Origin of the sequence: Microvirgula aerodenitrificans DSM 15089 (assembly GCF_000620105.1) — a bacterium.
Classification (GTDB): Bacteria; Pseudomonadota; Gammaproteobacteria; order Burkholderiales; family Aquaspirillaceae; genus Microvirgula; species Microvirgula aerodenitrificans.
In genome coordinates this window covers 90,463-116,913 of the sequence record NZ_JHVK01000004.1, presented here as the reverse complement: position 1 = coordinate 116,913, position 26,451 = coordinate 90,463, and the positions used below count along the sequence as shown (strand labels likewise).

General features: G+C 66.6%; 25 protein-coding genes and 3 tRNA genes. 17 read left to right on the top strand and 11 right to left on the bottom strand.

Features of this window, described 5'->3' with window-relative positions:
• Nucleotides 1-29 precede the first annotated feature (29 nt).
• On the bottom strand, nt 30-3,380 hold the full coding sequence (locus Q352_RS0106015; protein WP_028498557.1) for a bifunctional diguanylate cyclase/phosphodiesterase: 3,351 nt from the start codon (nt 3,378-3,380) through the stop codon (nt 30-32).
• Nucleotides 3,381-3,746: 366 nt separating this feature from the next.
• The gene (locus tag Q352_RS0106010; protein ID WP_028498556.1) at nt 3,747-4,208 is read right to left on the bottom strand and encodes a Dps family protein; all 462 of its coding nucleotides are present in this window, start codon (nt 4,206-4,208) and stop codon (nt 3,747-3,749) included.
• A gap of 61 nt (nt 4,209-4,269) precedes the next feature.
• On the opposite strand from Q352_RS0106010, the gene Q352_RS0106005 reads away from it, so the two are divergent.
• Nucleotides 4,270-4,560 (top strand): DUF167 domain-containing protein, encoded by a 291-nt coding sequence (locus tag Q352_RS0106005; protein WP_028498555.1) that lies wholly within the window; start codon nt 4,270-4,272, stop codon nt 4,558-4,560.
• On the opposite strand, the gene Q352_RS0106000 is transcribed toward Q352_RS0106005, so the two are convergent.
• On the bottom strand, nt 4,557-5,015 hold the full coding sequence (locus Q352_RS0106000; protein WP_028498554.1) for an FxsA family protein: 459 nt from the start codon (nt 5,013-5,015) through the stop codon (nt 4,557-4,559). The two genes, Q352_RS0106005 and Q352_RS0106000, sit on opposite strands and share 4 nt — an antisense overlap.
• Between Q352_RS0106000 and cutA the strand changes: the two genes are divergently transcribed.
• The 5 genes from cutA to Q352_RS0105975 all read left to right on the top strand — a co-directional run bounded on the left by cutA (nt 5,014) and on the right by Q352_RS0105975 (nt 7,561).
• Nucleotides 5,014-5,364, top strand: a complete 351-nt coding sequence (gene cutA, locus Q352_RS0105995) for a divalent-cation tolerance protein CutA (RefSeq protein WP_036385476.1) — start codon at nt 5,014-5,016, stop codon at nt 5,362-5,364. The two genes, Q352_RS0106000 and cutA, sit on opposite strands and share 2 nt — an antisense overlap.
• A gap of 23 nt (nt 5,365-5,387) precedes the next feature.
• A complete protein-coding gene (gene dsbD / locus Q352_RS0105990; RefSeq protein WP_028498552.1) occupies nt 5,388-7,208 on the top strand; it encodes a protein-disulfide reductase DsbD in 1,821 nt (606 codons plus the stop codon).
• Nucleotides 7,209-7,270: 62 nt separating this feature from the next.
• Nucleotides 7,271-7,346, top strand: a tRNA-Lys gene (locus Q352_RS0105985).
• Nucleotides 7,347-7,378: 32 nt separating this feature from the next.
• Nucleotides 7,379-7,454, top strand: a tRNA-Lys gene (locus Q352_RS0105980).
• Between the two features lie 31 nt (nt 7,455-7,485).
• A tRNA-Lys gene (locus Q352_RS0105975) sits at nt 7,486-7,561 on the top strand.
• 6 nt (nt 7,562-7,567) lie between these two features.
• Here the strand turns inward: Q352_RS0105975 and hepT are convergent.
• Both hepT and mntA read right to left on the bottom strand, forming a co-directional pair.
• Nucleotides 7,568-8,029: a type VII toxin-antitoxin system HepT family RNase toxin gene (gene hepT / locus Q352_RS20040; protein WP_051528718.1), complete on the bottom strand. Its 462-nt coding sequence runs from the start codon at nt 8,027-8,029 to the stop codon at nt 7,568-7,570.
• Nucleotides 8,019-8,438 (bottom strand): type VII toxin-antitoxin system MntA family adenylyltransferase antitoxin, encoded by a 420-nt coding sequence (gene mntA / locus Q352_RS0105965; protein ID WP_036385474.1) that lies wholly within the window; start codon nt 8,436-8,438, stop codon nt 8,019-8,021. The genes hepT and mntA overlap by 11 nt, the downstream gene beginning before the upstream one ends.
• Before the next feature lie 195 nt (nt 8,439-8,633).
• Between mntA and Q352_RS0105960 the strand changes: the two genes are divergently transcribed.
• From Q352_RS0105960 to Q352_RS0105935, 6 genes are read left to right on the top strand one after another with little or no spacing between them, the layout of a single operon-like run.
• Nucleotides 8,634-10,298: a TIGR04028 family ABC transporter substrate-binding protein gene (locus Q352_RS0105960; protein WP_084299899.1), complete on the top strand. Its 1,665-nt coding sequence runs from the start codon at nt 8,634-8,636 to the stop codon at nt 10,296-10,298.
• Nucleotides 10,299-10,313: 15 nt separating this feature from the next.
• On the top strand, nt 10,314-11,264 hold the full coding sequence (locus Q352_RS0105955) for an ABC transporter permease (protein ID WP_028498549.1): 951 nt from the start codon (nt 10,314-10,316) through the stop codon (nt 11,262-11,264).
• Complete coding sequence (locus tag Q352_RS0105950; RefSeq protein ID WP_084299897.1) at nt 11,261-12,145, top strand: ABC transporter permease; 885 nt, start codon at nt 11,261-11,263, stop codon at nt 12,143-12,145. Before Q352_RS0105955 ends, Q352_RS0105950 begins: the two co-directional genes overlap by 4 nt.
• A complete protein-coding gene (locus Q352_RS20035) occupies nt 12,142-13,785 on the top strand; it encodes a dipeptide ABC transporter ATP-binding protein (protein WP_051528717.1) in 1,644 nt (547 codons plus the stop codon). Before Q352_RS0105950 ends, Q352_RS20035 begins: the two co-directional genes overlap by 4 nt.
• The gene (locus tag Q352_RS0105940) at nt 13,782-14,408 is read left to right on the top strand and encodes a CMD domain protein (RefSeq protein WP_028498547.1); all 627 of its coding nucleotides are present in this window, start codon (nt 13,782-13,784) and stop codon (nt 14,406-14,408) included. The genes Q352_RS20035 and Q352_RS0105940 overlap by 4 nt, the downstream gene beginning before the upstream one ends.
• On the top strand, nt 14,405-15,013 hold the full coding sequence (locus tag Q352_RS0105935) for an alkylhydroperoxidase domain protein (protein ID WP_156952482.1): 609 nt from the start codon (nt 14,405-14,407) through the stop codon (nt 15,011-15,013). The genes Q352_RS0105940 and Q352_RS0105935 overlap by 4 nt, the downstream gene beginning before the upstream one ends.
• A 76-nt stretch (nt 15,014-15,089) precedes the next feature.
• On the opposite strand, the gene Q352_RS0105930 is transcribed toward Q352_RS0105935, so the two are convergent.
• Nucleotides 15,090-16,592 (bottom strand): SidA/IucD/PvdA family monooxygenase, encoded by a 1,503-nt coding sequence (locus Q352_RS0105930; RefSeq protein WP_028498545.1) that lies wholly within the window; start codon nt 16,590-16,592, stop codon nt 15,090-15,092.
• 182 nt (nt 16,593-16,774) lie between these two features.
• On the opposite strand from Q352_RS0105930, the gene Q352_RS0105925 reads away from it, so the two are divergent.
• Nucleotides 16,775-17,095: a hypothetical protein gene (locus Q352_RS0105925; protein ID WP_028498544.1), complete on the top strand. Its 321-nt coding sequence runs from the start codon at nt 16,775-16,777 to the stop codon at nt 17,093-17,095.
• 9 nt (nt 17,096-17,104) lie between these two features.
• Here Q352_RS0105925 and Q352_RS0105920 read toward each other — a convergent pair whose 3' ends face one another.
• Nucleotides 17,105-18,001 (bottom strand): LysR family transcriptional regulator, encoded by an 897-nt coding sequence (locus tag Q352_RS0105920; protein ID WP_028498543.1) that lies wholly within the window; start codon nt 17,999-18,001, stop codon nt 17,105-17,107.
• A 101-nt stretch (nt 18,002-18,102) separates the two neighbouring features.
• Here Q352_RS0105920 and Q352_RS0105915 point away from each other — a divergent pair, with 101 nt between their 5' ends.
• Nucleotides 18,103-18,744, top strand: a complete 642-nt coding sequence (locus Q352_RS0105915; protein WP_028498542.1) for an NAD(P)-dependent oxidoreductase — start codon at nt 18,103-18,105, stop codon at nt 18,742-18,744.
• Here the strand turns inward: Q352_RS0105915 and Q352_RS0105910 are convergent.
• Nucleotides 18,738-19,334, bottom strand: coding sequence for a TetR/AcrR family transcriptional regulator (locus Q352_RS0105910; RefSeq protein WP_028498541.1), 597 nt, complete (start codon nt 19,332-19,334; stop codon nt 18,738-18,740). The genes Q352_RS0105915 and Q352_RS0105910 overlap by 7 nt on opposite strands.
• Nucleotides 19,335-19,401: 67 nt before the next feature.
• Here Q352_RS0105910 and Q352_RS0105905 point away from each other — a divergent pair, with 67 nt between their 5' ends.
• Complete coding sequence (locus Q352_RS0105905; protein WP_028498540.1) at nt 19,402-19,857, top strand: acyl-CoA thioesterase; 456 nt, start codon at nt 19,402-19,404, stop codon at nt 19,855-19,857.
• Here Q352_RS0105905 and Q352_RS22190 read toward each other — a convergent pair.
• On the bottom strand, nt 19,847-20,794 hold the full coding sequence (locus Q352_RS22190) for a hypothetical protein (protein WP_028498539.1): 948 nt from the start codon (nt 20,792-20,794) through the stop codon (nt 19,847-19,849). The two genes, Q352_RS0105905 and Q352_RS22190, sit on opposite strands and share 11 nt — an antisense overlap.
• Nucleotides 20,795-20,877: 83 nt before the next feature.
• Nucleotides 20,878-21,177, bottom strand: a complete 300-nt coding sequence (locus tag Q352_RS24025; RefSeq protein WP_028498538.1) for an Rdx family protein — start codon at nt 21,175-21,177, stop codon at nt 20,878-20,880.
• A 131-nt stretch (nt 21,178-21,308) separates the two neighbouring features.
• Here Q352_RS24025 and Q352_RS0105890 point away from each other — a divergent pair, with 131 nt between their 5' ends.
• Together Q352_RS0105890 and Q352_RS0105885 are read left to right on the top strand one after the other, a co-directional pair.
• Complete coding sequence (locus Q352_RS0105890; protein WP_028498537.1) at nt 21,309-21,863, top strand: YaeQ family protein; 555 nt, start codon at nt 21,309-21,311, stop codon at nt 21,861-21,863.
• Nucleotides 21,864-21,896: 33 nt separating this feature from the next.
• Nucleotides 21,897-22,535, top strand: a complete 639-nt coding sequence (locus tag Q352_RS0105885) for an alanyl-tRNA editing protein (protein ID WP_028498536.1) — start codon at nt 21,897-21,899, stop codon at nt 22,533-22,535.
• 30 nt (nt 22,536-22,565) lie between these two features.
• On the opposite strand, the gene Q352_RS0105880 is transcribed toward Q352_RS0105885, so the two are convergent.
• The gene (locus Q352_RS0105880; RefSeq protein ID WP_028498535.1) at nt 22,566-26,429 is read right to left on the bottom strand and encodes a DUF3683 domain-containing protein; all 3,864 of its coding nucleotides are present in this window, start codon (nt 26,427-26,429) and stop codon (nt 22,566-22,568) included.
• Between the last annotated feature and the right edge of the window lie 22 nt (nt 26,430-26,451).

The window sequence follows — 26,451 nt, the reverse complement described above, 5'->3', positions numbered from 1 at the left end:
GCGCGGCGTACGCCCTCCGGCCGTGCAGCTCAGGACGCGGGGGGCGAGATGGCGGTCATTTTAGCATGGGCGTCATTCGATGCCGTCAGCCGCGCGGTCATGGCGCTGGCCGACAGCGGTTCGCCGACCGCAATGCCCTGCACATGCCGCAGGCCGAGCCGGGCCAGCATCGGCAGTTCGTCCAGGTGCTCGACGCCCTTGGCGGTCAGCGGCAGCCCCAGCGCGCACAGGAAGGCCGCCAGCGCCGGTACCGCGCGTCCGTCGGCAAGCAGGTGCTGCAGGCGGGCGCGGTCGAATTTGAGCCTGACCAGCGGCGGCTGGCACAGCAGCAGCAGGTCGAAGGCGGAGGCCCCGAAATGATCGACCACCACGCGCACGCCGAGGGCGGACAGTGCCGCGAACTGACGGCGGGTATGGACGATATCCTGCACCAGCGAGGCCTCCGGCACTTCGATCTCCAGCCAGGCCGCATCCAGCCGGTTGTCGGACAGTGCCTTGGCGATATGCTCGGTCAGTGCCGGATCGGCAAACTGGCGCGGGCTCAGGTTGACTGCGACCGGGCACTGGATCAGGCCGTTGTCGCGCCAGTGGCGGGCCTGTCCACAGGCGGCGTTCAGGGTCCAGCTGGTCAGTTCGGTGGACAGGCGGATATCGTCGGCGAGTGCGATGAAATCCGCCGCCGGTCGCAACAGGCCGGCCTCGTCACGCCAGCGCAGCAAGGCCTCGATGGCGATGACCGAACCGGTCCGGATATCGTGTTCGGTCTGGTACCACAGCTCGAAGTCGAAAGTCTCGATCGCACGGCGCAGCGCCTGCTCGCGTTCGCGCCGTTCGATCACTTCGGCCTGCATGGTCGGGGCGAAGAAGCGCCAGCCATGCCGGCCGTGGGTCTTGACGAAATACATGGCGGCATCGGCGTGGCGCATCAGCAGATCGCTGTCGCTGCCGTCCTGCGGGCTCAGCGCCACCCCGATCGATGCCGGCGACTGGACCTCGTCGCCAGCCAGGCTGAACGGTTCGTTCAGCGTGGCCAGGATCTTTTCCGCGACCTGGGCGGCATCGCCCGGGTCGGGAATCCGGCTCAGCAGCACGACGAACTCGTCACCGCCCAGCCGGCCGATCACATCGCTGGCGCGGACCACGCCGCGCAGGCGCTGGGCCACCTCGCGCAGCAGGAGGTCGCCGGCGGCATGGCCGAGGCTGTCGTTGACCTGCTTGAAATTGTCCAGATCGATGAACATCAGCGCATTGCTGCTGCCGTCGCGCTGCGACTGCAGCAGTGCCTGCTCCAGCCTCTCACTGAATGCGGCCCGGTTGATCAGGCCGGTCAGCGGATCGTGCTCGGCGAGGAAGCGGATACGGGCCTCGGCACGGCGCCGTTCGGTCAGGTCGGTCAGCGTGATGAACAGATGGCGGGTTTCGCCCAGGGCATCGGTGACCGGTGTCTGACGCTGCCAGCAGGCGAGCAACTGCCCGCTGGCGGTCAGGAAGGGCCGTTCGCCTTCCCAGGCCTGATTGTCCGGCGGCGTTTCGCAGTGGCATTCCGGGCCGCTGAGGCGGGCCAGCGACGCGCCGATGGCCTGGGTGCGGGACATGCCGGTCAGGCGTTCGAACGCGTGGTTGACCTGCAGGATGTTGCCCCGGGTGTCGCAGATCACCATGGCGTCCGAGCTGTGCGACAGTACATGGGCGGCCAGTTGCAGCTGCTCGACCGCCTGATGCTGGGCACTGACGTCGACATAGGTGCCGACCCAGCGCAGGACGCGCCCGTCCCGGGTCGATTCGATCGGTTCCATGGTCGAGACCATCCAGCGCCAGTTGTCGCCGTCGCGGATGCGGAATTCGCTGCGGCGCGGAATATCCCTGAACGCCTGCATGGCGCAGAAGGCATCGGCGATCTTCTGCCGGTCTTCCGGATGGATGCGGTCGATCCAGTCAGTCCGGATCGGTGAAATGTCGTGCTCGCCGGCGACCGGATAGTCGAAAAAGCGGGCCATGGCCTCGTTGCCGCTGGCGCGGTTGCGGGCAAAGTCCAGATCGACGTAGCCGATGCCGGCAGCGCTGAGCGCGGACTCGATGCGGCGTTCGCTGTGCAGCGCCGTGGCCTCGGCGTGCACCAGCCGGTCGATGTCGCTGATCATCGCCAGATAGTGCGCCTCGCCGCCGAGATCGAGCCAGGACGCACAGACCAGCGCCCGCCAGCGGCTGCCGTCGCTGTGCCGCATCCAGAATTCCTGCGCCAGCGGCTGATCGAGGGTGGTGACCAGCGTGTCGCGGTCGGCCGGATTGTCCCACAGCCACAATTCAATCGAACTGCGGCCCAGCATTGCCTGTCTTTCCACGCCGAACATCTCGCACATGCGCGGATTGCAGTCGACGATATGGCCGTCGGACGCGCGGATGATCGCCACACCGGACGGCATCAGCATCAGTGCCCGCGACAGGATGGCGCCCTGGTCCCGTTTCTGCGCCTCGGTACTGGCCAGCAGGTTTTCCAGTTGCTGGTTGCGGGCGCGCAGCGCGGCGACCAGCACGGTCACGATCTGGCCCATCGCCGCACCGGTCAGCAGCAGCAACTGATCGGTCATCTGCTGCTGGAACGACTGGTGCTGCGTGCCCCAGCCGAGCAGCAGGCCGGCCTGGACCAGCAGGCACAGCAGCGCAACCTCGCGCTGGCCGAAGCGCAACGCCATCCAGATCACGGTGATGAAGTGCAGGTAGATGAATGCGTGGTAGGCCAGCGGTTCCGGCTGGTTCAGGACCGGCAGTACGCTGGCCAGGGTGACGGCCAGGATCAGCGCAAGTTCCTGCTGCCGCCGGCCGGCCGGCCATGGCGTGCCGCGCCAGGCGATCAGCAGCGGAGGCAGCACCGCCAGTGACAGCAGATCGGCATTCCACCACGGCAGGATGGCACGGGTCAGCGCGCCCCATGGCAGCAGGCCGCTGCCCACGCAGATGGCAATTGACAGCAGGGCAGTGGTCAGCGTGATGGCGCCGACCGTCAGCAGGGCCAGGATCAGGTCGCCGAGATCGAGGCGATCCCAGTGCCGGTGGCGCCAGCGCCCGAACAGGGTGCCGATCAGCCCGCTGTGTCCGGCTGACAGCAGCGCCAGCAGCAGTGCCGGCCACAGCGCCAGCGGCGTCTCCGGCAGCATCGGCAGCGTCATGCCGAAAGCCAGCGCCGGCAGCATGCGCCAGCCACCCCACAGGATCGCGACCAGGGACAAGCCGCTGGGCAGCCAGATAAAAGCGATGAATCCCGTGCTGAACGGGAATTGCAACGAAATCCAGCTCGCCGCGGCGGCGCCGAGGGTGGTGAACAGCAGTGAGGTAATGCCGGTTGACGTGCTGGCGACAGACAGGAAGGAAGGGGCTCGCATACAGGGACCGCCCGCGCGCTGCATGATGATGGACACCCTTTGTTGTAAATGGTGGATGCCCATGCCATAAGTCGCGAGCGACGGACGGTCATTTCACTCGTGGCATTTTCCTGCCGCGACGGCGCTACAATTGCAGTCCGCCATGGGCCGGAACGGCAGGAACATGTCGCGGTGAGCAGGGTGGGCGGGCCCGCCGCCAGCCTGCCGCTGCCCACTGTCCCCCGCCCTCGCTGCCGCGGGGAAACCGCGTTGCGCCCGCCCGCGCTGCGCGCCGGTTTGATCCGTCGTGCATGAGGCGGCGTTGACGGCGGGCAAGAAAAAAGCCCGCAGGCAGGCGGGCTTGGCGGTTACCGGTTACTGTCGCGCTCAGTCGAGCAGGCTGCGCAGCATCCAGGCGGTCTTTTCGTGCACTTCCAGGCGCTGGGTCAGCAGATCCAGCGTCGGCTGGTCATTGGCGGCCTCGACCGCGGCGAACTGGCCGCGGATGGTACGACACACGGTTTCATGGCCGTTCACCAGCAGTTCGATCATTTCGGTGGCCTTCGGCACGCCGTCGGTGTCCTTGATCGACGTCAGCCTGGCGAACTCGCCGTAGGACGCCGGGGCCGGGAAGCCCAGCGTGCGGATGCGTTCGGCGATCTGGTCGTTGGCGATCCACAGCTCGTTGTACTGTTCCTCGAACATCAGGTGCAGGGTGCGGAACTGCGGGCCGGTCACGTTCCAGTGAAAGTTGTGCGTCTTCAGGTACAGGGTGAAATTGTCTGCCAGCAGGCGCGAGAGTCCGCTGACGATGGTGCCGCGATCTTCCTTGCTGATACCGATATCCATAATGAAACCTCCCTGTTGAGTGCTGATAAAATTCGCAACCGCGAAGCAGAACGGATACGACATGAACTGGTTGACCACAGGCCCCGATTTTGCGCGGCTGACACTGCATGTCCAGCCCGGCGCCAAAAAGACCGAGACCGCCGGCCTGCATGGCGAGGCGCTGAAAATTCGTCTGGCTGCCCCGCCGGTGGACGGCAAGGCCAATGCCTGCCTGCTGGCGTTTCTGGCCGAACGCTGCGGCGTGTCCCGCGCGGCAGTCCGGCTCAGGAGCGGCGACAGCAGCCGCCGGAAAGTGGTCGAGCTGGCCGGGCATTTCGAAGCGTCCGACCTGGCCCGACGATTGTTGCCTTAAGGTTTACGATCGGTCAATTGCGTAGGCTGTTCGTCGACACGGGTGTATTCGCCATCGATGGTGCCGTCGTCGCGCTGCGGTGGCCGGCCGAACGGGTCGGCACGGAAATCGCCGCCAATCGGGCCGGCCATGATTTTCGGCCCCTTGAACGGCAGCAGCAGGAGCAGCGCCAGGACGTCGCTGATGACGCCGGGAAAGATGAACAGCAGGCCGGCGAACACATAGCGCAGTGGCCACAGCAACTGCCACAGCGATGTCTGCTGACCATTGCGCATGACCGACGACAGCGTCAGCAAGGCGCCGAGCTGCTGGTTGCGCAGGATCAGCACGCCGATGACCGCACCGGCGAGCAGGGCCAGAAACACCGGGCCCCCGCCAAAGCGGCCGGCCAGGGCGATCAGGGTGGCGAGCTCGATGAGCGGGAACGCCAGAACAAGCAGAAAAAGGTATTTCATGGATGAGAGCAGTCGGTTGAGCGAAGTGCTGGTCGGGCTGGTCAATGTGCCAGATATCGAGTGTGCGCGTCTTGTTGCCAAAGAACTGGTCGGCTCGCGGCTGGCCGCCTGCGTGAATCTGCTGCCCGCCGTCGAATCGGTGTATCGCTGGGAGGGCCGGGTGGAAACCGCCAGCGAAGTGACGCTGGTGATCAAGACCGTGCGGGCTGCCTGGCCGGCGCTTGAGCGACAGGTGCAGGCACTGCACCCGTACGCGGTACCGGAAATCCTGGCACTGCCGGTCACTGCCGGCCTGCCCGCCTATATAAACTGGGTCGCCAGTGAGTCCATTTCAAGCACTGACGCGTGATAAACCACAGAAAAAACCTGCGCATGCCCTCCGTACTGAATCCTAGAACCCTGATCCGCATCGTGCTGGCCTTCGTGCTGGGACTGTGTTCGCTGTCCGCGCTGGCGGTCAATCCCGACGACCTGCTGCCACCGGAACGTGCCTTTGCGCTGACGGCCACCCGGCAGGGTGACACGGTCACGCTCGACTGGCGCATTGCTGACGGCTACTACCTGTACAAGGAGCGCATCCGGGTTGCGACCGAGCCGGTGCTGGAACTGGGGACCACGCTGGCCGACGGCACCCTCAAGCAGGACGCGTTCTTCGGTCGCTCGGAAATCTACCATGGCCGCAGCCAGGCGACGGTGACGCTGCCGGCCGGCGCACCGCGTCCGCTGGTGCTGGTGGTGTCGCAGCAGGGCTGTGCCGATGCCGGCGTCTGCTATCCGCCGGAAACGCGGCGGCTGACGCTCGGCGCCGACGGCGTGCCGGCCGGCGGTGAGCAGGGCGATGACCTGCTGTCGCGCTTCGTGTCGGCGGCCGGTCTGGGCAGTGCGCCGGCCACACCGGCTGCCGCACCGGCAGACACGGGCGGGCTGGCAAAACTGGGCTGGATTGCGCTGCTCGGCAGCTTCTTTGTAGCTGGCCTCGGGCTGGCCTTTACCGCCTGTCTGTATCCGATGCTGCCGATCGTGTCGGCCATCGTCGCCGGCCAGGGTGAGGCGGCGCACGGCTGGCGCGGTTTTGTGCTGGCCATGGCCTATGTGCAGGGACTGGCACTGACCTATACCGTGGTCGGCGTCGCCGCCGGGCTGACCGGCAGTCTGCTGACGGTCTGGCTGCAGCGACCGGAGGTCGCCATCGTGGCCGCCGTGCTGCTGCTGGTGTTCGCGCTGGCGATGTTCGAGGTGATCAATGTGCAACTGCCGGCCAGCCTGCAGGCGAGAATGGCGTCGGCATCGAACCGGATGACCGGCGGACGCCTGCTGTCAGTGTTCGCGATGGGCGCGCTGTCGGCACTGATCGTCGGCCCGTGCGTGGCGCCGCCGCTGGCGGTGGCGCTCGGCTATATTGGCGCCAGCGGCGATGCCGTACGGGGGGGCGCCGCGCTGTATGCGATGGCGCTGGGGCTTGGCGCGCCGCTGCTGCTGCTCGGTGCAGCCGGCGGCAAGCTGCTGCCGAAAGCCGGCGGCTGGATGCAGGCGGTCAAGGGCGTGTTCGGCGTGCTGATGCTGCTGCTGGCGATCTATCTGCTGTCGCCGTGGCTGCCGGCTCCGGTGGCCCTGCTCGGCTACGGCGTGGTGCTGGTCGGTGCGGCGGTGTTTGCCGGCGCGTTCGACGCGCTGCCGGCGGGTCATCATGGCGGCCGCCGATTCCTGAAACTGCTGGGCCTGCTGGCGGCGATTACCGGCGTGATCCAGCTGGTCGGCGGCCTGGCCGGTGCCGACGATCCGTTGCGCCCGCTGCTGCCGCTGACTGCGCGCGCGTCTGCCGCGACCGTCACGGTTTCCCATCCGGCCTTTACCCGGGTGGACAGCCCGGCGGACTGGGAGCGCTTTCTGGCTGCCAACCGCGGCCGCCCGGTCATGCTCGATTTTTATGCCGACTGGTGCGTCAGTTGCAAGGAGATGGAACGGGACACGTTCAGCGATCCGCGCGTGGCCACCGCGCTCGGAAAGTTCGCGCTGGCGCAGGCCGACGTGACCGCCAATTCGCCGGCCCACCAGCAACTGCTGAAAAACTTCGGCCTGTACGGACCGCCGGGCACGATTTTCTTTGACATCAAGGGCATGGAGCGCGACCGGGTCATTGGCTACCTGCCGCCGTCGCCGTTTTTCGACCGGGTGCAGGCGCTGCTGCGCTAGCGTGTCGACAAAAAACACTTGACGAGGTGTCCGGGGGCTCGTTATATTGCGCCCCTCTGTTGGGGTTGTTAGCTCAGTTGGTAGAGCAGCGGACTCTTAATCCGTAGGTCGAAAGTTCGAGCCTTTCACAACCCACCAGTTTCCCCGGCAACGGTTCTTCCGTGGCCGACGGGTTGTTAGCTCAGTTGGTAGAGCAGCGGACTCTTAATCCGTAGGTCGAAAGTTCGAGCCTTTCACAACCCACCAATTTTCCCGGCATCGGTACCCTCGATGTCGTGGGTCGTTAGCTCAGTTGGTAGAGCAGCGGACTTTTAATCCGTTTGTCGCAGGTTCGAGCCCCGCACGACCCACCAATCGCTTCAAGCATCAGGCCTGGTCTTCGTGACCGGGCCTTTTTGTTTTTCATTGTCCGTTGCATGGGCAAGCAGCGCGGCAGTGAACTGCAGAAAATCATCCAGATGCAGGGTGATGATGTTGATCGTGATCGGTACCAGCAGGCTCTGGTAGTCATGAGCGGCAAGATTGCGGAAACCCACCATGCGTTTCAGCTTCCCGGCCAGTCCGGTTTCCAGCCATTCCGCTTGCGCCAGCAAGGTGAACACATCGCGGGCGCTCTGCGGGATGCGGAGTCGTTCGCGCCGGATCAGATGGTGGCCGGCGCCGAGCGCTGCTTCGCAGGCGCGCTGGATATTGAGGACGGCAGCATCCTGGCGCGTGTAATCGGTGTCGAAGCCCGCACCGGCAGCGGCGTACTCCTCGCGGGCACGTCCGACGCAGCGCTCGATCGTGGCGACCTTGTTCAGCAGTACATCATCGACCATATACGCGCCCTTCCGTGGCGATATCGTGCAGCAGTCCGGCCCTTGCCTCATCCAGGGCGATTTTTTCGCTCATGACAAAACACTCGAACAGTCCTGCCTCCGGTTCCCGGGCCCACAGGCGTCGCCCGGTCGTCAGCACCTGATACTGCATGACCGTACTGGCTGCTCTCAGGTCCAGCAGGTCGACTGGCCAGTCGCTCAGTCCGGCCAGCTGTCCGGCCAGCTCCCATAATTGCAGCGGATCGGCGTAGCCGTCGACCAGCACGGCGAGGTCAAGGTCGCTGTCCGGCCTGGCCGTGCCCTGCATCCGGCTGCCGAAGGCATAAATGCCCATTACGCCAGGCAGGGCATCGCGAAGTCGTTGGCACACGGCTTCAAGGCGACTATCTGGCAGGGCTGAATCGGGCATGGGCATCTCCTCTGCTGCATCTTAACGCGCATCCCGTCACTGGGCCCATTGCGGGGGAGGTCCACGCCGTGCGAGCGCGGGGTTGCCTGCACTCTTTTATTCCCATTCCAAATAAACAATCCACTTAATCTGCCAGCAAGGTTATATGGGTCCGGTAGCATGACTTTCCTTCGACTGTTGTTGTCAGGGAAAGAAATGAACGTGTTTTTCAGCAAGCGTACCGGGGTCGTGAGCGCCATTGCCGCCGTGGCCATGGCCGGTCTGGTGGGGGCGTGCTCGAAGCCGGTGGAGGCGCCAGCTGCCGAGGGGGCGGCGCCGGCCAGTGGTGGCACGCTGGTCTATCTGGAGCAGCAGCCGCATACCAGTCTGTATCCGCCAGCGGGGGGCTTCTACCCGAACGGCGGCATCCTGAACCAGATCACCGACAAGCTGACCTGGCAGAATCCGGCCACGCTGGAGATCGAGCCGTGGATTGCCGAGTCGTGGACGGTCAACGACCAGGTGACCGAGTACACGTTCAAGCTGCGCCCGGGCGTGACCTTCTCCGACGGTTCGCCGCTGGATGCGGCCGCGGTGGCGAAGAACTTCGATACCTACGGGCTCGGCAACAAGGCGCTGAAGCAGCCGGTATCCGAGGCGATCAACAACTACGAGCGCAGCGAGGTGCTCGACCCGCTGACGGTCAGGTTCCACTTCCGCAAGCCGTCGCCGGGATTCCTGCAGGCGACATCGGTCATCGGCTCCGGTCTGGTATCGCCGGCGACACTGGCGCGGCCGTTCGAGGAGCTGGGTGACGCGACGCGGATCATCGGTTCCGGTCCGTTCGTGGTCAGCAGCGAGACGCTGGGCAAGGAGCTGACGCTGACTGCGCGCAAGGACTACCGCTGGGGGCCGGTCAGACTGGCGCATCAGGGCCGGGCGCGGCTTGATGCGATCAAGGTGGTGGTCACGCCGGAGGACAGCGTGCGCATCGGCGCGCTGCTGGCCGGTCAGGCCGGCTTTATCCGCCAGATCCAGGCCTATGACGAGAAGCGGGTGCAGGCGCAGCGGTTCCCGGTGTATGGCGCGGCGACGCGCGGCGTCAACAACAGCATCAACTTCCGTCCCGACAATCCGCTGGTGGCCGACCTGCGCGTGCGCCAGGCGCTGCTGCACGCGACCAATGCCAGGGAAATCGTCCAGACCCTGTACTCGGCCAATTATCCACAGGCGACCTCGGTCATCGCGGCCGGTGCGGCCGGTCATGTCGACCTGTCGGCCAGCCTCGGCTTCGACGACGGCAAGGCAAAACGGCTGCTGGACGAGGCCGGCTGGCTGACCGGTGCCGACGGGCTGCGCCACAAGGAGGGCAAAACACTGGCGCTGACCGCCTACGAGTCGCTGCCACAGCCGCAGAACAAGGAAATGCTGCAACTGGTGGCGCAACAGTGGCGCAAGGTCGGGGTCCGGCTCGACATCGTGGCCGGCGATGCCGGCAGCAAGACCCTGGACAACCTTGATCCGGAAAAGGCGCCGGTCTATCCGACCATGGTCGGCCGTGCCGATCCCGACGTGATCAAGAGCCAGTACTACCCGGGCAACCGCAATGCGCTGCTGCAGAAGGGTGGCGTCAGCGACAAGGTCCGGACCTTCGAAGATGCGCGGCTCAACCGCCTGCTGGACGATATCGCGGCGGAAACCGACCGCAAGCAGCGGCTGGCGCTGGTCGGCGAGGTGCAGCGCTACCTGATCGATCAGGCCTACGTGATCCCGATCTTCGAGGAGCCGCAGGTCTATGCCGGTGCGCCATGGGTCCGCGATACCACCTTCGAGGCGGTCGGCCGGCCGAGCTTCTACACCACCTGGCTTGCGCCACACTGACCGGAAGGAGCCTGCATGTCGACAAGCCATTCCCTGCCGGGCCGGCTGGGCCAGGCGCTGCTGGTGCTGTGGGCGACCTTCACCCTGTCGTTCCTGCTGCTGCAGGCGCTGCCCGGTGACGCGATCCTGATCAAGTTCCTGAATCCGGACCTCGGACTGAGCCCGGAGCAGGTGGCCGACATCCGTGCGTCCTACGGGGCGGACAGCCCGCTGGCGGAACAGTACCTGCATACGCTGGTCAACTTCCTCGGCGGTCATTTCGGCTACTCGGTGCAGGCCGGCGTGCCGGTCAGCCAGAGCCTGGCCACCAGCCTGCCGCCGACGCTGCGTCTGGCCGGGCTGGGCTTCCTGCTGGCGGCGGCGCTGGCGGTGGTGCTGGCCGTCCTGTCGACCTCCGCGCGTGGCGCGTGGCTGCGCGAGGTCATCCGTTCGCTGCCGTCGCTGTTCATTTCGGTGCCGGTGTTCTGGCTTGGCATCATGCTGATCCAGGTGTTCTCGTTCCGGTTCGGGCTGATTCCGGTCATCAATCCCGGCCCGTGGGAAGGGCTGGTCCTGCCGACACTGACACTGGCACTGCCGATTTCGGCGCCGCTGGCCCAGATCCTGATGCGCAATATCGACGAGGTGCTGACGCAACCGTTCGTCGCCGTGGCGCGGGCCAAGGGCGCCACGCGCAACGGCGTGCTGTGGCGGCACGTAGCCCGCAATGCGGTGCCGCCGACGCTGACCATGGCCGGCATCCTGTTCGGTGAGTTGCTGGCCGGCGCGGTAGTCACCGAGGCCGTGTTCGGTCTCAACGGCCTCGGCAGCCTGACCCAGCAGGCGGTCGGCAATCAGGACACGGCCGTGCTGCAGGCCATTGTCGTGTTTTCCGCCACCGTCTTTGTCGTTATCAACCTGATCGTGGATCTGCTGCTGCCGGTGCTCGATCCCCGATTGCGCCGCGAGGCGGGAGCCGCATCATGAATACCCCACTTCTGGCGCGTGTCGCGCTGACCTCTTCCGGCGGACGTGCCGTCCGCCCTGTCCTGCAGCGTGCCGCAGCCCGGCTGCGCCGGGTGCCGCCGACGCTGGCACTGGCCTGGCTGGTGATGCTGCTGGTCGCACTGTGGGCGCTGGCGCCGGGCCTGTTCACACCTCACAGCGCGACCCAGGGCGTGGCCGGCCAGCAACTGCTGGCGCCCGGCGCCGGTCATCTGCTGGGCACCGATGCGCTGGGGCGCGATCTGTATGCCCGGCTGGTGTACGGCGCCGTCCATTCGCTGTCCGGCGCCTTTGTCGCCGTGGCGGTGGGGCTGCTGTTCGGCACCCTGCTCGGGTTGATTGCCGGTGCGCTCGGTGGCCGGACTGATGCCGTGATCATGCGCATCGTCGATGTCCTGCTGTCGGTGCCGGCGCTGCTGCTGTCGCTTAGCATCATCATTCTGCTCGGCTTCGGCACCCTGAATGCGGCCATTGCCGTTGGCGTCGCCTCGGTGGCCAGCTTCGCACGGCTGGCGCGCTCGGAAAGCGTCCGCGTGCGCCGTTCGGATTATGTCGAGGCGGCATTCGGCAGCGGGGGCCGCTTTTCCGCCGTGCTGTGGCGGCATGTGCTGCCCAATTCGCTGACCTCGGTCATTGCGCTGGCGGCACTGCAGTTCGGCTCGGCCATCCTGTCGATCTCCACCCTGGGCTTTCTCGGCTACGGCGCTCCGCCGCCGACGCCGGAATGGGGGTTGCTGATTGCCGAGGGCCGCAACTACATCGCCAGCGCCTGGTGGCTGACGACGGTACCCGGCCTGCTGGTGGTGGCGGTGGTGGTCGCGGCCAACCGCATCAGCGTGGGCATGAGAAAGGAGTTGTCATGACGGTTCCGGTGCTTGAACTCGACCAGGTGTCCATCAGCTATCGCGATGGTGACCAGTGCCGGCGCGTGGTGCACGAGGTGTCGTTCTCGGTCGGTCCCGGCGAGGTGGTGGCCCTGGTCGGCGAGTCCGGCTCGGGCAAGACCACCACGGCGCAGGCGGTGATCGGCCTGCTGGCCGGCAATGGCCGGCTGGAGCAGGGCGCGATCCGGCTGAATGGCACCGATATCGCCGGCTGGTCGCCGGCGCGCTTCGACAGCATCCGCGGCCGCGTGCTCAGCCTGATCCCGCAAGACCCGACCAGTTCGCTGAATCCGGTACTGACCATCGGCGAGCAGGTGGCGGAAATCCTGCGCATTCACCGTCACGGCGACCGCAAGGCGATCGCCGCCCGGGTCATTGAACTGCTGGCCCACGTCGGCCTGCCACAGCCGGAACGGCGCGCCCGCCAGTACCCGCACCAGTTGTCCGGCGGCATGAAGCAGCGGGTGCTGATCGCGATTGCCATTGCGCTGCGGCCGGCGCTGATCATTGCCGACGAGCCGACCAGCGCACTGGATGTGACGGTGCAGCGGCGCATCCTCGACCTGATCGACTCCCTGCGCCGCGAGCAGGGCACCGCCGTACTGCTGGTGACCCATGACCTCGGCGTGGCGGCCGACCGCGCCGACCGGCTGGTGGTGATGCAGAACGGTCGCATCCAGGAACAGGGCCCGACGGCCGCACTGCTGCGCAATCCGCAAAGCGCCTATGCCCGCAAGCTGCTGGCCGATGCCCCGTCGTTGTCGACGACGGCGTTCCGGCCCGCCGTGTCCGGTGATGACGACGATATCGCCATCGAGGTCGATGAACTGGTGCACGAATTCGCGTCGGACGGTCGCCATGACCGCTTCCGTGCGGTCGACCGGGTGTCGTTCCGTGTCCGCCGTGGCACGACCCACGCCATTGTCGGCGAGTCCGGCTCCGGCAAGACCACCACCCTGCGCAATGTGACCGGCTTCCTGCGCCCGACATCGGGCCGGGTGCGGATCGACGGCATCGATCCGGCCACCCTGCGCGGTGAGGCGCTGCGGCAATTCCGCCGCCGGATCCAGCTGGTCTACCAGAACCCGTTTACCTCGCTCGATCCGCGTCAGACCGTGTTCCGCATTATCGAGGAGCCGCTGCTCAATTTCGAACCACTGCCGCGCGCCGTACGCGAACGCAAGGTGCGCGACATGCTGGCGCGGGTCGGCCTGCCGCCGGCGGTGCTGGCGCGCTATCCGCATGCACTGTCCGGCGGCCAGCGCCAGCGGGTGGCCATTGCCCGTGCACTGGTGCTGGACCCCCGGGTGCTGGTGCTGGACGAGGCGGTGTCGGCGCTCGATGTCACGGTGCAGGCGCAGATCCTCGACCTGCTGGAGACCCTGCAGCGCGACCTCGGCCTGACCTATCTGTTCATTTCCCACGACCTGGCAGTGGTCAGGCAGATCGCCGACACGGTGTCGGTGCTGCACGGCGGCCGCCAGGTCGACTGCGGCCGGGTCGTGGACGTGTTCCTCCGCCCCGGCAGCGACTGCACCCGCGAGCTGCTGGCCGCCATTCCCGGTCAGGGCCATCCGCGCCCTGTCCTTCATCCTTCACCTTGCCTGGAAGCCGCATGACCTTATCTCCCCCTTCCGATGTCATTGACCAGCTGGCCGGCGTCCTGCCGGGCGACGCCATCGACCGATTGCGCTCGCAGCGCCCGCAGGCGCGACTGCACGCGCAGCAGAGTTATCTGGCGCTGTTCGCGCCGGCCGCGCCGGTGCCCGGCCAGGTTGATGCCGATGAACGTTTCGCCATTGCCGCCTTTGTCGCCGCCCTGCATCGCCAGGGCGATGCTGCCCGCTTTTACGCCGACGCCCTGGCGCAACGGGATGCCGGGCTGGCGGTCGCTGTCGCGGCCATCGCGGCGCAGGCGGCAGGCCAGGGCCCGTACGGGCACTATCCGGCCGGTCCGCTGAGCGTCGAGGATGTCGACGGGCCGCGCTGGCGGGCCGACCCGGCGCAGCGCCTGCTGCTGGGCGAGCGCCTGGCGGCGGGTTTCGGGCATGCGCACCTGCTGGTGTTCCATCCGCGTGACGCGGCAGCGGCCGATCTGCAGGCACTGCTCGACACCGGCTGGTCGGCGACCGACATCGTCATCCTGGCGCAGATCGTGGCCTTCCTGGCCTTCCAGATCCGCGTCGTTTCCGGCCTGCAGGTCCTGGCCGCCCACCTTTCCCCGCAGCGAGCCCTGGCATGACCGACACCCTGCTGACCCATCCGGACAACCGGCCGCCGCTGGCCTTTACCCGTGACCAACTGGAATGGCTGCCGTGGCTGGAACCGCTGCCGGAAGCGGAACTGACCGATCGTCACCGCGCCGGGCTGGTCGATGCCGCCCGGGCCAGGTCGGCGTACTTCCGCCTGCTGGCGCGCGACCCGGACACCCTTGGCGCGCGCACCCGGACCGACAAGGACATTTTCTACAACCCGGATGCCGGCCTGCCGCGCGCCGAGCGCGAACTGTCGGCCGCGGCGACATCGCGCTACAACGGCTGCCTGTACTGCGCATCGGTCCATGCGCGCTTCGCTGCCCATTTCTCGCACCGTGACGACGACGTGCAGCGTCTGCTCGATGACGGCGTGAGGGCGGATCTGGGGGAACGCTGGAACGCCATCGTCGCCGCATCGATCGCGCTGTCGGCCACCCCGTCGACCTTCGGTGCGGCGGAGACCGCACGGCTGCGCGCGGCCGGGCTGGACGACCTGGCCATTGCCGACGTCATCCATGGTGCCGCATTCTTCAACTGGGCCAACCGGCTGATGCTGAGCCTGGGCGAGCCGGAGGCGCCGGCCGTCGTCTGAGTACTGCGGCATTCACACCAATGGCCAGGCCCGCATCACCGGATGCGGGCCTGGCCATTTTTCATGCTGCGTGCGGTCACGACACCAGCTCGCTGTCATCCTCGTAGACCGGGAAAGCGGCCGGCGTCCATTCATTGCCGAGCAGCTCCGGATCGTCATAGTGCTGCAGCGCGGCGAAGTGCAGCGGCGCATCTTCCAGCAGCAGGCTGGCGGCCAGCCCCTCGGCCAGGCGCTGGGCGCCGACACTGATCTGCGGGATGTCGCCGGCACCGGCGCCCTGGGACAGGGCGGCCGGGTAGCAGAAGGCATGGATGCGTTCCAGACCGGGGCAGGCGCCATCGGTCTTCTGCCGGAACTCGAACAGGCTGCCCACGTCCGGCGAACCGGCCAGCTCGGCGTCTTCCAGCCCGGCCGGCGGCTGGTAGCGGTCCTGCCACAGTCGCACATGCGGCGCGATGGCGGCGTATTCCGGCCGCTGCTGCCAGTCGGTGCGGAAGCCGGTGCAGAAAATCACGAAGTCGGTCGCCAGCGGTCCCCGGGCGGTGTCCAGCCGCAGGGCGCCGTCGGCGCGCAGCGACGCCGAGCGCACCGGTGTGCCGAAATGGAAATGGGCATTGGCATGGCGCGACACGCGCAGCGTGCTGTTGTGCGGTGGCGGAATCTGCTGCTCGTTGATGTAGTGACGCCAGCGCCATTTCCACTCGTCGGCCAGCTGCCAGTAACCGTGCAGCATGCCCGGGCTGCCGGCACCCTTGCTTTTGTTGATGCGCGGCAGGTCATCGCGGCGGATCAGCAGATCGACGCGCGCGGCACCGGCTTCCAGCGCGGTGGCGGCGCTGTCCATGGCCGAGGCGCCGCCGCCGATGACCACCACCCGCCGGCCACGCAGTGCGGCGACGTCGTAGTCGTCCGAGGAATGGGCCCGGCGGTCGCGCGGCAATTGTGCGGCCCAGTCCGGCAGCCAGGGGCCGCCGAGGCCGTCATGGCCGGTGGCCAGCACCACGTGCCGGGCCAGTACTTCATACGGCCGGTCCTGCTGCTGCTCGTCGCGCAGCTGCAGCGAGACCAGCTTGCCGTCCGCGCGCGGTCGCACGTCGACCACCCGCTGGCGGTTGCGTACGTCCAGCTCCAGCACGCGGCGATACCAGCGCAGGTAATCCATCCACTGCAGGCGCGGAATCTTGTCCAGGGCCTGCCAGGCCGCCAGTCCGAACTGCGCTTCGTACCAGGCGCGGAAGGTCAGGGCCGGCAGACCGAGCGCCGGGCCGGTCAGTTCCTTTGGCGAGCGCAGGGTTTCCATGCGCGCCGTGGTTGCCCACGGCCCCTCTAAACCCTGCGGCGCACGGTCGAAGGCAATCGCCTGGATGCCCTGGTGCTTGAGCGCGGCGGCCAGCGTCAGCCCGGCCATGCCGCCACCGATGATGGCTACGTCGAGCACGCCGCGTCCGCGGGACGGTACCCAGGCTTTTGCCGGGCGGCACAGCCAGTCGAGATCCTGTCGCAGCCGGGCTTCCAGTGCGTCGAGGGAGGGGGGGTGTGGCCACGACGATGGCGTGGCGGCGGGGGAAATCGGGGTCATGACGCGTTCGGTCCGGATGCAGAATTCAGGTCCGTGATCATTCGCTGCCCCCCGGCAAACGACAAACATTTAAAAATGCTGTGCAAATGAAGGAAATGCACAAGCCGGTGGCGGCCGGGGCTGCCGATTTGTCTGCCGGCGGGGTTCTGCTACAGTGATTCCTCTTTCTCCAGGGCCCCGCCATGATCCAGAAACTTTGCCTCGCCGGACTGCTGGCCGGCGCCACGCTGGCCGTCCATGCGGCCAATCCGCCGATTGAAGACCAGATCTATCGTGCCCAGGTCGTGTTCCAGCAGGCGCGCGACGGCATGAGCAATGCCGAGCGTCGCCTGCAGACCGCCACCACGGCCAAGGACACCGCCGACAAACGGCTGATCGATGCGCAGAATGCGCAACAGACGGCGCAGAACGAATTGTCCGCGGCGCAACTGCAAATGGAGCAGGCGCGCCGCAACTATGACGCGGCCTCGCAGCAAGTGAACACGCTCTGGCAGCAGCGCTGAGCGCTGGCGTCAGCCTGCCTGCCGGGCGAAATAGTCCTGCAGCGCGGCGATGGCGTGGCGGACCTTGGCCGGCTGTGCGTCCCGGCGCGGCGTGACCGCGTAGATGCCCATCTGCGGCAGGCTCCAGCCCGGCAGCACGCGCACCAGTTCGCCGCGCGCCAGCTCGTTGCGAATCTCCGTTTCCGGCTGCACCGACAGCCCGAGCCCGGCACAGGTGAAGGAACGTACCTGCAGGATATTGTTGCTGCGGACCCGGGGTTCGACCCGCAGGGTGAAGGTCTGGCCATCCGGACCGCTGAAGCCGGGCATCTGTGCGCCCTGACCGACATCCAGCAGCAGCCAGGTGTGCCGGACCAGCTGTTCCGGCGTCAGCAAGGGCGGATGGCGCGCCAGGTAGGCCGGTGAGGCCACCAGCAGGCTGTCGCAGCGCGCCAGCTGGCGGGCGATCAGGGTCGAGTCTTCCAGTTGCCCGACCCGCAGCGCGAGATCGATGCGCTCGCCGATCAGGTCGATGCGTTCATCGCTGACGATCAGGGTCAGGGTCAGGCCGGGGTTGGCCGCCAGCAGCGGCGCCAGCGCGTCGCTGATCATCCGGCCGACAAAACCGACCGGGGCAGTCATGCGCAGCTCGCCGTTCAGTGTGTCGCGCAGCTCGGCCAGCCGCGTCCGGGCCCGCCGTGCCGCCGCCAGCATGTCGGCGCAGCCGTCGTAGAACATCTGCCCGGCCTCGGTCAGGGTCAGCTTGCGCGTGGTGCGGTACAGCAGGGTGACCGCACAATCGCGCTCCAGCTGGGCGATCTGCTGACTGACTGCCGACGGCGTGATGCCGAGCACGCGCGCGGCGGCGCGCATCGATCCCTGCTCGACCACGGTGGCGAAGATCGCCATGCTGCGCAGCGCGTCCATTGTTAAGTCCTGCTAAACAGATAAAGCGAATGTCGACGGCTAATCAGCCCGGTGTCAAGGGTCTACCATGCATCATCACCTGGAACTTACTGGAGACATTCATGAAAATCGCCCTGATCGGCGCCACCGGCTTTGTCGGCACCGCGCTGCTGACCGAATTGCTGCAACGTGGCCATCAGGTGACGGCCCTGGTCCGTCACCCGGAAAAGCTGCCGCAACACCCACAACTGCATGCCGTCCGTGCCGATGCGCAGGATGCGGCGCAGGTCGCCGCCGCCGTGGCCGGCCACGACGCCGTGCTCAGTGCCTTCAATCCTGGCTGGGGCAACCCGGATATCTACGCCCAGTTCGTCTCCGGTTCGCGCGCCATCGCCGCCGGCGTCAAACAGGCTGGCGTCGCGCGTTACCTGGTGGTCGGCGGCGCCGGCAGCCTGGAAATCGCCCCGGGCGTGCAACTGGTCGATACCGACGATTTTCCGGCCGAATGGAAGCAGGGTGCGCTCGGTGCGCGCGATGTGCTGACCGAATTGCGTCAGGAAAGCGTGCTCGACTGGGTGTTCCTGTCGCCGCCGGTGTTTCTGGAACCGGGCACGCGCACCGGCCAGTACCGCGTGGGGGGCGACCAGGTGCTGATGGGCGAAGCCGGTCCGGCGCGAATCAGCGTGGCTGATCTGGCAGTGGCACTGGTCGACGAGGCGGAAACGCCGCGCCACCATCGCCAGCGCTTTACCGTCGGCTACTGATCGCCAGGCCGGGCGGCGATCACTCGCTCGAAGCCGCGCTGCGCCAGGTCGATGCCGCGCGGGTCATTGAGCAGGCGCAGGTCGTGATGCGCCGCATACAGCAGCCCGCGCAGCTCAAAGGCGGCCTGCACACAGTCGAAAGCCGGCGGCAGCTCGCCGCTGGCGATCGCCAGCTCCAGGGCGCGGATCAGTGCATCACGCTGCCAGATCTGGCCGTCGACCAGTGCGGTGCGGATCGGCCCTGGCTGGTCGTCGAACTCGGAGGCGGCAGCCAGCAGCGGGCAACTGCCGGCAAACGGGCCGTGCGCGATCCACTGCAGCCAGCCATCGAACAGCGCGCGCAGGCGCACCAGACCGCGCGGATGCGCCAGTGCCGGGCGCACGATATCGTCGACAAAGCGTGCCTGCACCGCGCGGACCGTGGCCAGTTGCAGCTCTTCCTTGGACCCGAAGTGGGCGAACAGGCCGCTTTTCGACAGGCCGCTGCGTTCGGCCAGCGCACCCAGCGTCAGACCGGAGATGCCGACTTCGCTGGCCAGATCGCTGGCCTGGCGCAGAATCAGCGCCCGGGTGTCATCGCCCTTGCTCATAAATGGCTTGCCCTTTCGTTCCGTCTCACATAAAAATAGCACGACCGTTCTTTTTTGGAGGCCGTTCATGTCCCGATATCACAAACAGGTCGAGATCCGCTGGTCGGATATCGATGCCAACCAGCACATGCGGCATACCGCCTACGCCGATCTGTGCACCCATACCCGCCTGGAGTGGCTGCAGGATGCCGGCTTCGGTGCGGACCGCTTTTTCCAGCTTGGATTCGGTCCGGTCATTTTCAAGGAAACGACCGAATATCTGCGCGAAGTGAAACTCGGCATGCGACTGGATATCGACGTGGTGCTGGTGGCCTCGTCAGCGGACCATCAGCGCTGGGTACTGCGTCAGCAGATGGTACGCGACGACGGCAAGCTGGCGGCGCACTACGAAGTCGCCGGCGCGTGGCTGGACCTGTCGACGCGCAAACTGACCACTCCGCCGGCCGAGCTGCAGGCCATCTTCGATGACATGCCGCGCAGCGAGGATTATCACGAACTGCCGCTGTCGCGCGTCAAGCCTTGATATTGATGCTGATGCCGGCGCCGGACATCGACTCGTTCAGCGAGGCGAGGATCTTGTCGGCATCGCGCGCCGAAGCGTCGTTCGGCGCGGCGCGGCGCACATCCTTGACCATATTGCGCAGCATCTGCATGACTTCGCGGATCTTGGCCGCATCTTCCGGCGACAGGTTCAGCTTCTTTTCACTGGACGGCGACAGCGAAATCCGCGAGGTCTGATCAGTGCCGGCGGCGCGGTTCGCGTCCTGCTCGGCCTGGGTGGCGGTGGCGCCGGCGGTGCCTGCCGCAGCCGCAGTGGCGGCTTCCTTGCCGGTGTCGTTGCCGCTGCTGCCGTCTTCCTCGCCGCCCTCGTCGCTGGTGGCGGCAGCCGGCTCGCTGTCGACCGGCACCTCGGCGGCGGCCTGCGCGGCAGCCTCATCGCCTGCGCCGGCGGACTCGCCACCGGTCTCGGCCGCTGCGGCGGCTGAGGCCGCGCCGGAGGCATCGGCACTGGCGCTGGCCGACGCCCCGCCATCGCTGCTGCCACCGGACACGCTGCCACTGCTGGCCGACGACGAGTCCCCGCTCGACTGGCCGAGCTGCTGGGCAATCTGCTTGAGCTCGCGCGCCATTTCCTTCAATTGCGGCGCCATGGCCTTCTTCTGTGCCGGCGTCATGCCGATCATCAACTGGCGCATCAGGCGCACGCGTTCCTTCAACTGCTCCAGCCGCTGGCGTGCCATGGCCTTGGACTGCTCGCTGGCCTGACTCCTGGTGGTGCGACTCAGCGTGTTCAGCGACAGACTGGCCTTGCGTGCCTCGTTGCTCAGCGTGACACGCACATCCTCGACCAGCGGCGCCAGCACACTCTGGCGTTGCGCCTGCGCCGATGCCGTCGCGTCGGTTTTGGCACTGGCGCTCTGGGCGGCGGTCGTCTGGGCGGTGTTGGTGTTGATCAGCATGGCATTCTCTAGCTGTTTCCAATATCCGCTATATCGACCACATGGCACCATTCTTGGGCGTCAACTGCTGGCCGGTCCCGATTTCAGTCGGCTTCGGCCTTGCCGGGCCGGTCGCTGTGGCCGAGCGGGCGGTCCGGAAACAGGCGGTCGCGCACGCGCTGCTTGATGGTCTTGATATCCGGAAAGCCGTCTTCTTCCTTGCGATCCCATAGCTGCTCGCCATCGAGCAGAATGCGGAACAGCCCGCCGCGCGCGGGAATCAGCGCGACTTCGGCCAGTTCGCCGTCGCTGAAGGTGGTCAGCAGTTCCTGCGCCATCCAGCCGGCGCGCAGCAGCCAGCGGCACTGGGTGCAATAGTGGATTTCCAGTCTGGGGGACGGCATGGCGGCTCCGGAATGACAATATCAGGGTGGCAAACCCTGCCACGGAAGCCGGGAACGCGCCAGCATGGCACACAAGACAAGGCGGCAAGCCGCGCGGACCGGTAAACTCGATCTTTTGCCCGGAAGTCCCCATGGCGCTCAAAGCCACCATTTTCAAAGCCGATCTCGATATTTCCGACATGGATCGGGGCTATTACGCCAGCCACAGCCTGACGCTGGCCCGTCATCCGTCGGAAACCGACGAACGGATGATGTTGCGACTGGCCGTGTTCGCGCTGCACGCCAGCGAGCGGCTGGCCTTTACCAAGGGCCTGATCGCCGATGACGAGCCCGAGTTGTGGCAGAAGAACTACGGCGACGAGATCGAACTGTGGATCGATCTGGGCGAGCCGGACGAGAAGCGGCTGAAAAAAGCCTGCGCCCGCGCCGACCGGGTCTGGCTGTACTGCTATGGCGGTCGTGCCGCCGACGTCTGGTGGCAGGGCATGCAGAGCAAGGTCAGCCGGCTGGAGAACCTGACCGTGATCAGCATCCCGCCGGACACGCTGGCGCAGCTGACCACGCTGACCCAGCGCGGGATGCAGTTGCAGGCGACAATCCAGGACGGGCAGTTGTGGCTGGCCGGCCCGGCGCATTCGGTACTGGTGGAAGGCGAAGTCTGGCAGGGCGACGCCGAACGACGATAGGAAAAAGCGGGCACAGGCCCGGCAGGAGCGAGCATGACCGTCAAGGCATTCTGGCAGGACCCGTACTGCACCGGGCTCGACACCCGCGTGGCGACGGTAAACGGCAACGAGGTGACCGTCGAGGCGACGATCTTCTACGCGGAGTCGGGCGGGCAGGAAAGCGACAGCGGCACACTGGCCGGGCAGCCGGTGCTGGCGGCACGCAAGGCCGGGCGCGACATCGTGTATACGCTGGCGGACGGGCACGGGCTGAACGCCGGCGACCCGGCACGGATCGAGATCGACTGGGACCGGCGTTACCGGCTGATGCGACTGCATTTCGCCGCCGAGATCGTGCTGGAGCTGGTCAGCGCCCGGGTGCCGGGCATCGGCAAGATCGGCGCTCACATTGCCGCCGACAAGGCGCGCATCGACTTTCTGCATGACAGCAATATCAGCGTGCTGTTCGCCGCGCTGGAACCGGCCCTGGCGAGCCTGGTCGCGGCCGATCAGCCGATCGTCAGCGCCTTCAGCGACGAAGCGGCCGAGCGGCGCTACTGGGAAATCGCCGGCGTCGGCCGGGTGCCCTGTGGCGGCACCCACCTGCGCCGTACCGGCGAAATCGGCCGGATCACGCTGAAACGCAAAAACGTCGGCAAAGGCAAGGAACGGATCGAGATCTTCGTCGATTGAGTGGCCCGGAGGCCACCCGATCGCACCGGTCTACAGCAGCACCCGTTCCACGCCGCCATCGCGGGCCCGGGCGACATAGTCGGCCATCCAGTTGTCACCGAGCACCGCCTTGGCCATTTCCACCACGATATAGTCGGCTTCAATGCCGGTGCTGTCCTGATAGCGCGACAGCCCCTGCAGGCAGGACGGGCAACTGGTCAGGATCTTGACCTGTTGCGCCGCTTCGCCGGCCTTTTCCGCCGCGATATCGCGCGCCCGGTTGATCTCCTCTTCCTTGCGGAAGCGGAGCTGGGTCGACACGTCGGGGCGCGACACCGCCAGGGTGCCGGACTCGCCGCAGCAGCGCTCGCTCTGCACCACGCCGCCACCGAGCAGACCGTTGACGGTCTTGATCGGCTGCTGGGTCTTCATCGGCGTATGGCACGGGTCGTGGTACAGATACTGCACCCCGGCCAGTCCCTCAATGTGGACGCCCTTCTCCAGCAGGTATTCATGGATGTCGATGATGCGGCAGCCGGGGAAGATCTTGTCGAACTGGTACTTGTCGAGCTGGTCGTAGCAGGTGCCGCAGCTGACCACCACCGTCTTGATGTCGAGGTAGTTCAGCGTATTGGCGACGCGGTGGAACAGCACGCGGTTTTCCGTCGTGATGACGTCGGCCTTGTCGCCGTTGCCGGTCGCGTTCTGCGGATAGCCGCAGCACAGATAGCCGGGCGGCAGCACGGTCTGGGCGCCGACATGCCACAGCATGGCCTGGGTGGCGAGGCCGACCTGGCTGAACAGACGCTCGGAGCCACAGCCGGGGAAGTAGAACACTGCCTCGCTGTCCTCGGCCGCCTGCTGCGGATTGCGGATCACCGGCACCACGGCCGGATCTTCGATGTCGAGCAGCGCGCGGCTGGTCTTCTTTGGCAGATTGCCGGGCATCGGCTTGGTGAAGAAGTGCACCACCTGTGCCTTGACGTCGGGGCGGCCGACCGTGGCCGGCGGTGCCTCGATAACCGAGCGGGTCAGCCCCAGCGAACCGGCAACCTTCACGCCCAGCCGCTGCGCCTTGTAACCGAAGCCGATCATCGAACGGCGCAGGGTCTTGATCGTCGCCGGGTCCTTGGCGTTCAGGAAGGCCATGGCGGCGAAGGTGCCGGGATTGAACTTCTTCTTGCCGGTGCGGCGCAGGAAGTTGCGCATGGCGATGGTGACATCGCCGAAGTCGATCTTGACCGGACAGGGGTTCGCGCACTTGTGGCAGACGGTGCAGTGGTCGGCCACGTCGGACAGCTCGTCGAAATGCTTGAAGCTGACACCACGCCGGGTCTGTTCCTCGTACAGGAACGCCTCGGTCAGCAGGCCGACGCCGAGAATCTTGTTGCGCGGCGAGTACAGCAGATTGGCGCGCGGCACATGAGTTGCGCACACCGGCTTGCATTTGCCGCAGCGCAGACAGTCCTTGACCATGTCCGAGATCGAGCCGAGCTCGGACTGTTCGAGAATCAGGCTTTCCGCGCCGAGCAGTTCGAACGACGGCGTATAGGCGTTCTTCAGGTCGGCGCCGGGCAGCAGCTTGCCCTTGTTGAAGCGGCCGTGCGGGTCAACCCGCTGCTTGTACTCGACGAACGGGCGGATTTCCTCGTCGGACAGGAACTCCAGCTTGGTGATGCCGATGCCGTGCTCGCCGGAAATGACACCGTTCAGCCCGCGCGCCAGCGCCATGATGCGTTCGACGGCGCGATGGGCGGTCTGCAGCATCTGGTAGTCGTCGGAGTTGACCGGCAGGTTGGTGTGCACATTGCCGTCGCCGGCGTGCATGTGCAGCGCGACGAACACCCGGCCACGCAGGATGCGGGCGTGGATGGCGCGGATCGCGGCGAGAATGGACGCATCGGTGTTGCCGCCGAAATGCGCCTCGAACTCGGCCAGCAGTTCGCGCTTGAAGCTGACGCGCAGCAGGAAGTCGCGCATCGCGTGGAATACCGTATGCGGCGGTTCCGGCGGGGTGACCGGCTCCAGCGGCGCCTGCGGATAGCGCTGGCGGTAGTCGTCGAACGGGGCATCGAGATGGTCGAGGACCCACTGCCAGCGGGCGCGGGTCTCGGCAATCAGCGCCAGCGCGGTTTCACGCCGATCGCCGATCAGTTCCAGGCTCGGCAGATCGGTGCCGAGCTTGTCGACCGGCAGCCGGCTGTGGAAATACTCGGTCAGTTCGTCGAGCAGGCGCAGCTTGTTGCTCAGCGACAGCTCGATATTGATGCGTTCGATGCCGTCCGAATAATCACCGAGACGCGGCAGCGGGATCACCACGTCCTCGTTGATCTTGAAGGCATTGGTATGGCGGGCGATCGCGGCCGTGCGCGAGCGGTCGAGCCAGAATTTCTTGCGCGCTTCCGGCGTGACGGCGATGAAGCCCTCGCCGACGCGGGCATTGGCGATGCGCACGATGCGGCTGGCCATGTCGCCGACCGCGTTCTCGTCGTCGGACACGATGTCGGCCAGCAGCACCATTTTCGGCCGGCCACGACTCTTGGCCTTGGTCGCATAGCCGACGGCGCGCACATAGCGCCAGTCCAGATGTTCGAGACCGGCCAGCTTCACGCCGGCAGCGTCGCCTTCATGGCCCGGCTTGAACAGGTCGGTGATCTCGACGATGGCCGGCGTCGCCTGGGCCACGGTGCCGAAGAACTCCAGGCAGACGGTGCGGGTGTGCGCCGGCATCCGGTGCAGGATAAAGCGGGCCGAGGTGATGATGCCGTCGGTGCCTTCCTTCTGCACGCCGGGCAGGCCGGCCAGGAACTTGTCGGTCACGTCCTTGCCGAGCCCGACCTTGCGGAAGGCCTGGCCCGGGATGTCCAGTTGCTGTTCCGACAGCAACTGCTTGCCGTCCGGCGTATGGCGGGTCAGGCGGAAGCTGGCCATTTCGGCATCGTGGATCTTGCCGAGGTTGTGGCCGATACGTTCGACCAGCAGCCAGTTGCCGTCCGGGTCGACCATGCGCCACGACGCCAGGTTGTCCAGCGTGGTGCCCCACAGCACGGCCTTCTTGCCGCCGGCGTTCATCGCCACGTTGCCGCCGATACAGGACGCCTCGATCGAGGTCGGGTCGACCGCAAACACCAGCCCGGCAGCGTCGGCCGCCTCGGCCACCCGCTTGGTGACCACGCCGGCACCGCACTGGATGGTGGCGACCGGCTGGTCCAGCCCGGGCAGAGTCAGGTACTCGACGCCCTGATGGCGGTCGAGCTTCTCGGTATTGATCACTGCCGCGAACGGCGTCAGCGGAATGGCGCCGCCGGTGTAACAGGTGCCACCCCCGCGCGGGATGATGGTCAGCTCCAGCTCGATACAGGCGGCGACCAGGCGGGCGATTTCTTCCTCGCTGTCCGGATTCAGCACCACGAACGGGAATTCGACCCGCCAGTCGGTGGCGTCGGTCGCGTGCGACACGCGGGCGAGGCCATCGAAACAGATGTTGTCCTTGCGGGTGATGCCGGCCATGCGCTTCAGGATCTTGCGGCGCAGTGCGTCGGCCTGGTCGAAACCGGACTCGAACGCATCGACGGCGGCCTCTGTACCGGTCAGCAGGCGGCCGACCTTCTCGTTGCCGGCGCGGCGCTTGGACACTTCGGCCAGCCGGTGGCGCATGGCCTCGACCAGCAGCGTCAGGCGCTGGCGGTTTTCCAGCAGGTCATCCTGCAGGTACGGGTTGCGCTGTACCACCCAGATGTCGCCGAGCACTTCGAACAGCATGCGCGCGGAACGGCCGGTGCGGCGTTCGCTGCGCAGTTCGTCGAGGATGTGCCAGCCCTCCTCGCCCAGCAGTCGGGCAACAATCTCGCGATCGGAGAACGAGGTGTAGTTGTAAGGTATTTCGCGCAATCGGTGGACTTCGGGGGCAGTCATCGGCGGGGGGGCGGCGTGGCGT

Excerpts from the sequence above, each read along its gene's own strand:
- Q352_RS0106000 (WP_028498554.1), bottom strand. The coding sequence starts at position 5,015 with ATGAAATACCTTTTTCTGCTTGTTCTGGCGTTCCCGCTCATCGAGCTC.
- Q352_RS0105915 (WP_028498542.1), top strand. The coding sequence starts at position 18,103 with ATGAAAATCGCCCTGATCGGCGCCACCGGCTTTGTCGGCACCGCGCTG.
- Q352_RS0105910 (WP_028498541.1), bottom strand. The coding sequence starts at position 19,334 with ATGAGCAAGGGCGATGACACCCGGGCGCTGATTCTGCGCCAGGCCAGC.
- Q352_RS0105935 (WP_156952482.1), top strand. The coding sequence starts at position 14,405 with ATGACCGACACCCTGCTGACCCATCCGGACAACCGGCCGCCGCTGGCC.
- mntA (WP_036385474.1), bottom strand. The coding sequence starts at position 8,438 with ATGCCCGATTCAGCCCTGCCAGATAGTCGCCTTGAAGCCGTGTGCCAA.
- Q352_RS0105885 (WP_028498536.1), top strand. The coding sequence starts at position 21,897 with ATGACCGTCAAGGCATTCTGGCAGGACCCGTACTGCACCGGGCTCGAC.
- dsbD (WP_028498552.1), top strand. The coding sequence starts at position 5,388 with ATGCCCTCCGTACTGAATCCTAGAACCCTGATCCGCATCGTGCTGGCC.
- Q352_RS0105955 (WP_028498549.1), top strand. The coding sequence starts at position 10,314 with ATGTCGACAAGCCATTCCCTGCCGGGCCGGCTGGGCCAGGCGCTGCTG.
- Q352_RS0105950 (WP_084299897.1), top strand. The coding sequence starts at position 11,261 with ATGAATACCCCACTTCTGGCGCGTGTCGCGCTGACCTCTTCCGGCGGA.
- Q352_RS22190 (WP_028498539.1), bottom strand. The coding sequence starts at position 20,794 with ATGCTGATCAACACCAACACCGCCCAGACGACCGCCGCCCAGAGCGCC.
- Q352_RS0106005 (WP_028498555.1), top strand. The coding sequence starts at position 4,270 with ATGAACTGGTTGACCACAGGCCCCGATTTTGCGCGGCTGACACTGCAT.
- Q352_RS0105880 (WP_028498535.1), bottom strand. The coding sequence starts at position 26,429 with ATGACTGCCCCCGAAGTCCACCGATTGCGCGAAATACCTTACAACTAC.
- Q352_RS0105925 (WP_028498544.1), top strand. The coding sequence starts at position 16,775 with ATGATCCAGAAACTTTGCCTCGCCGGACTGCTGGCCGGCGCCACGCTG.
- Q352_RS0105890 (WP_028498537.1), top strand. The coding sequence starts at position 21,309 with ATGGCGCTCAAAGCCACCATTTTCAAAGCCGATCTCGATATTTCCGAC.
- Q352_RS0106010 (WP_028498556.1), bottom strand. The coding sequence starts at position 4,208 with ATGGATATCGGTATCAGCAAGGAAGATCGCGGCACCATCGTCAGCGGA.
- Q352_RS0106015 (WP_028498557.1), bottom strand. The coding sequence starts at position 3,380 with ATGCGAGCCCCTTCCTTCCTGTCTGTCGCCAGCACGTCAACCGGCATT.
- Q352_RS0105960 (WP_084299899.1), top strand. The coding sequence starts at position 8,634 with ATGAACGTGTTTTTCAGCAAGCGTACCGGGGTCGTGAGCGCCATTGCC.
- Q352_RS0105940 (WP_028498547.1), top strand. The coding sequence starts at position 13,782 with ATGACCTTATCTCCCCCTTCCGATGTCATTGACCAGCTGGCCGGCGTC.
- cutA (WP_036385476.1), top strand. The coding sequence starts at position 5,014 with ATGGATGAGAGCAGTCGGTTGAGCGAAGTGCTGGTCGGGCTGGTCAAT.
- Q352_RS0105930 (WP_028498545.1), bottom strand. The coding sequence starts at position 16,592 with ATGACCCCGATTTCCCCCGCCGCCACGCCATCGTCGTGGCCACACCCC.
- Q352_RS0105920 (WP_028498543.1), bottom strand. The coding sequence starts at position 18,001 with ATGGACGCGCTGCGCAGCATGGCGATCTTCGCCACCGTGGTCGAGCAG.
- Q352_RS24025 (WP_028498538.1), bottom strand. The coding sequence starts at position 21,177 with ATGCCGTCCCCCAGACTGGAAATCCACTATTGCACCCAGTGCCGCTGG.
- hepT (WP_051528718.1), bottom strand. The coding sequence starts at position 8,029 with ATGGTCGATGATGTACTGCTGAACAAGGTCGCCACGATCGAGCGCTGC.
- Q352_RS20035 (WP_051528717.1), top strand. The coding sequence starts at position 12,142 with ATGACGGTTCCGGTGCTTGAACTCGACCAGGTGTCCATCAGCTATCGC.
- Q352_RS0105905 (WP_028498540.1), top strand. The coding sequence starts at position 19,402 with ATGTCCCGATATCACAAACAGGTCGAGATCCGCTGGTCGGATATCGAT.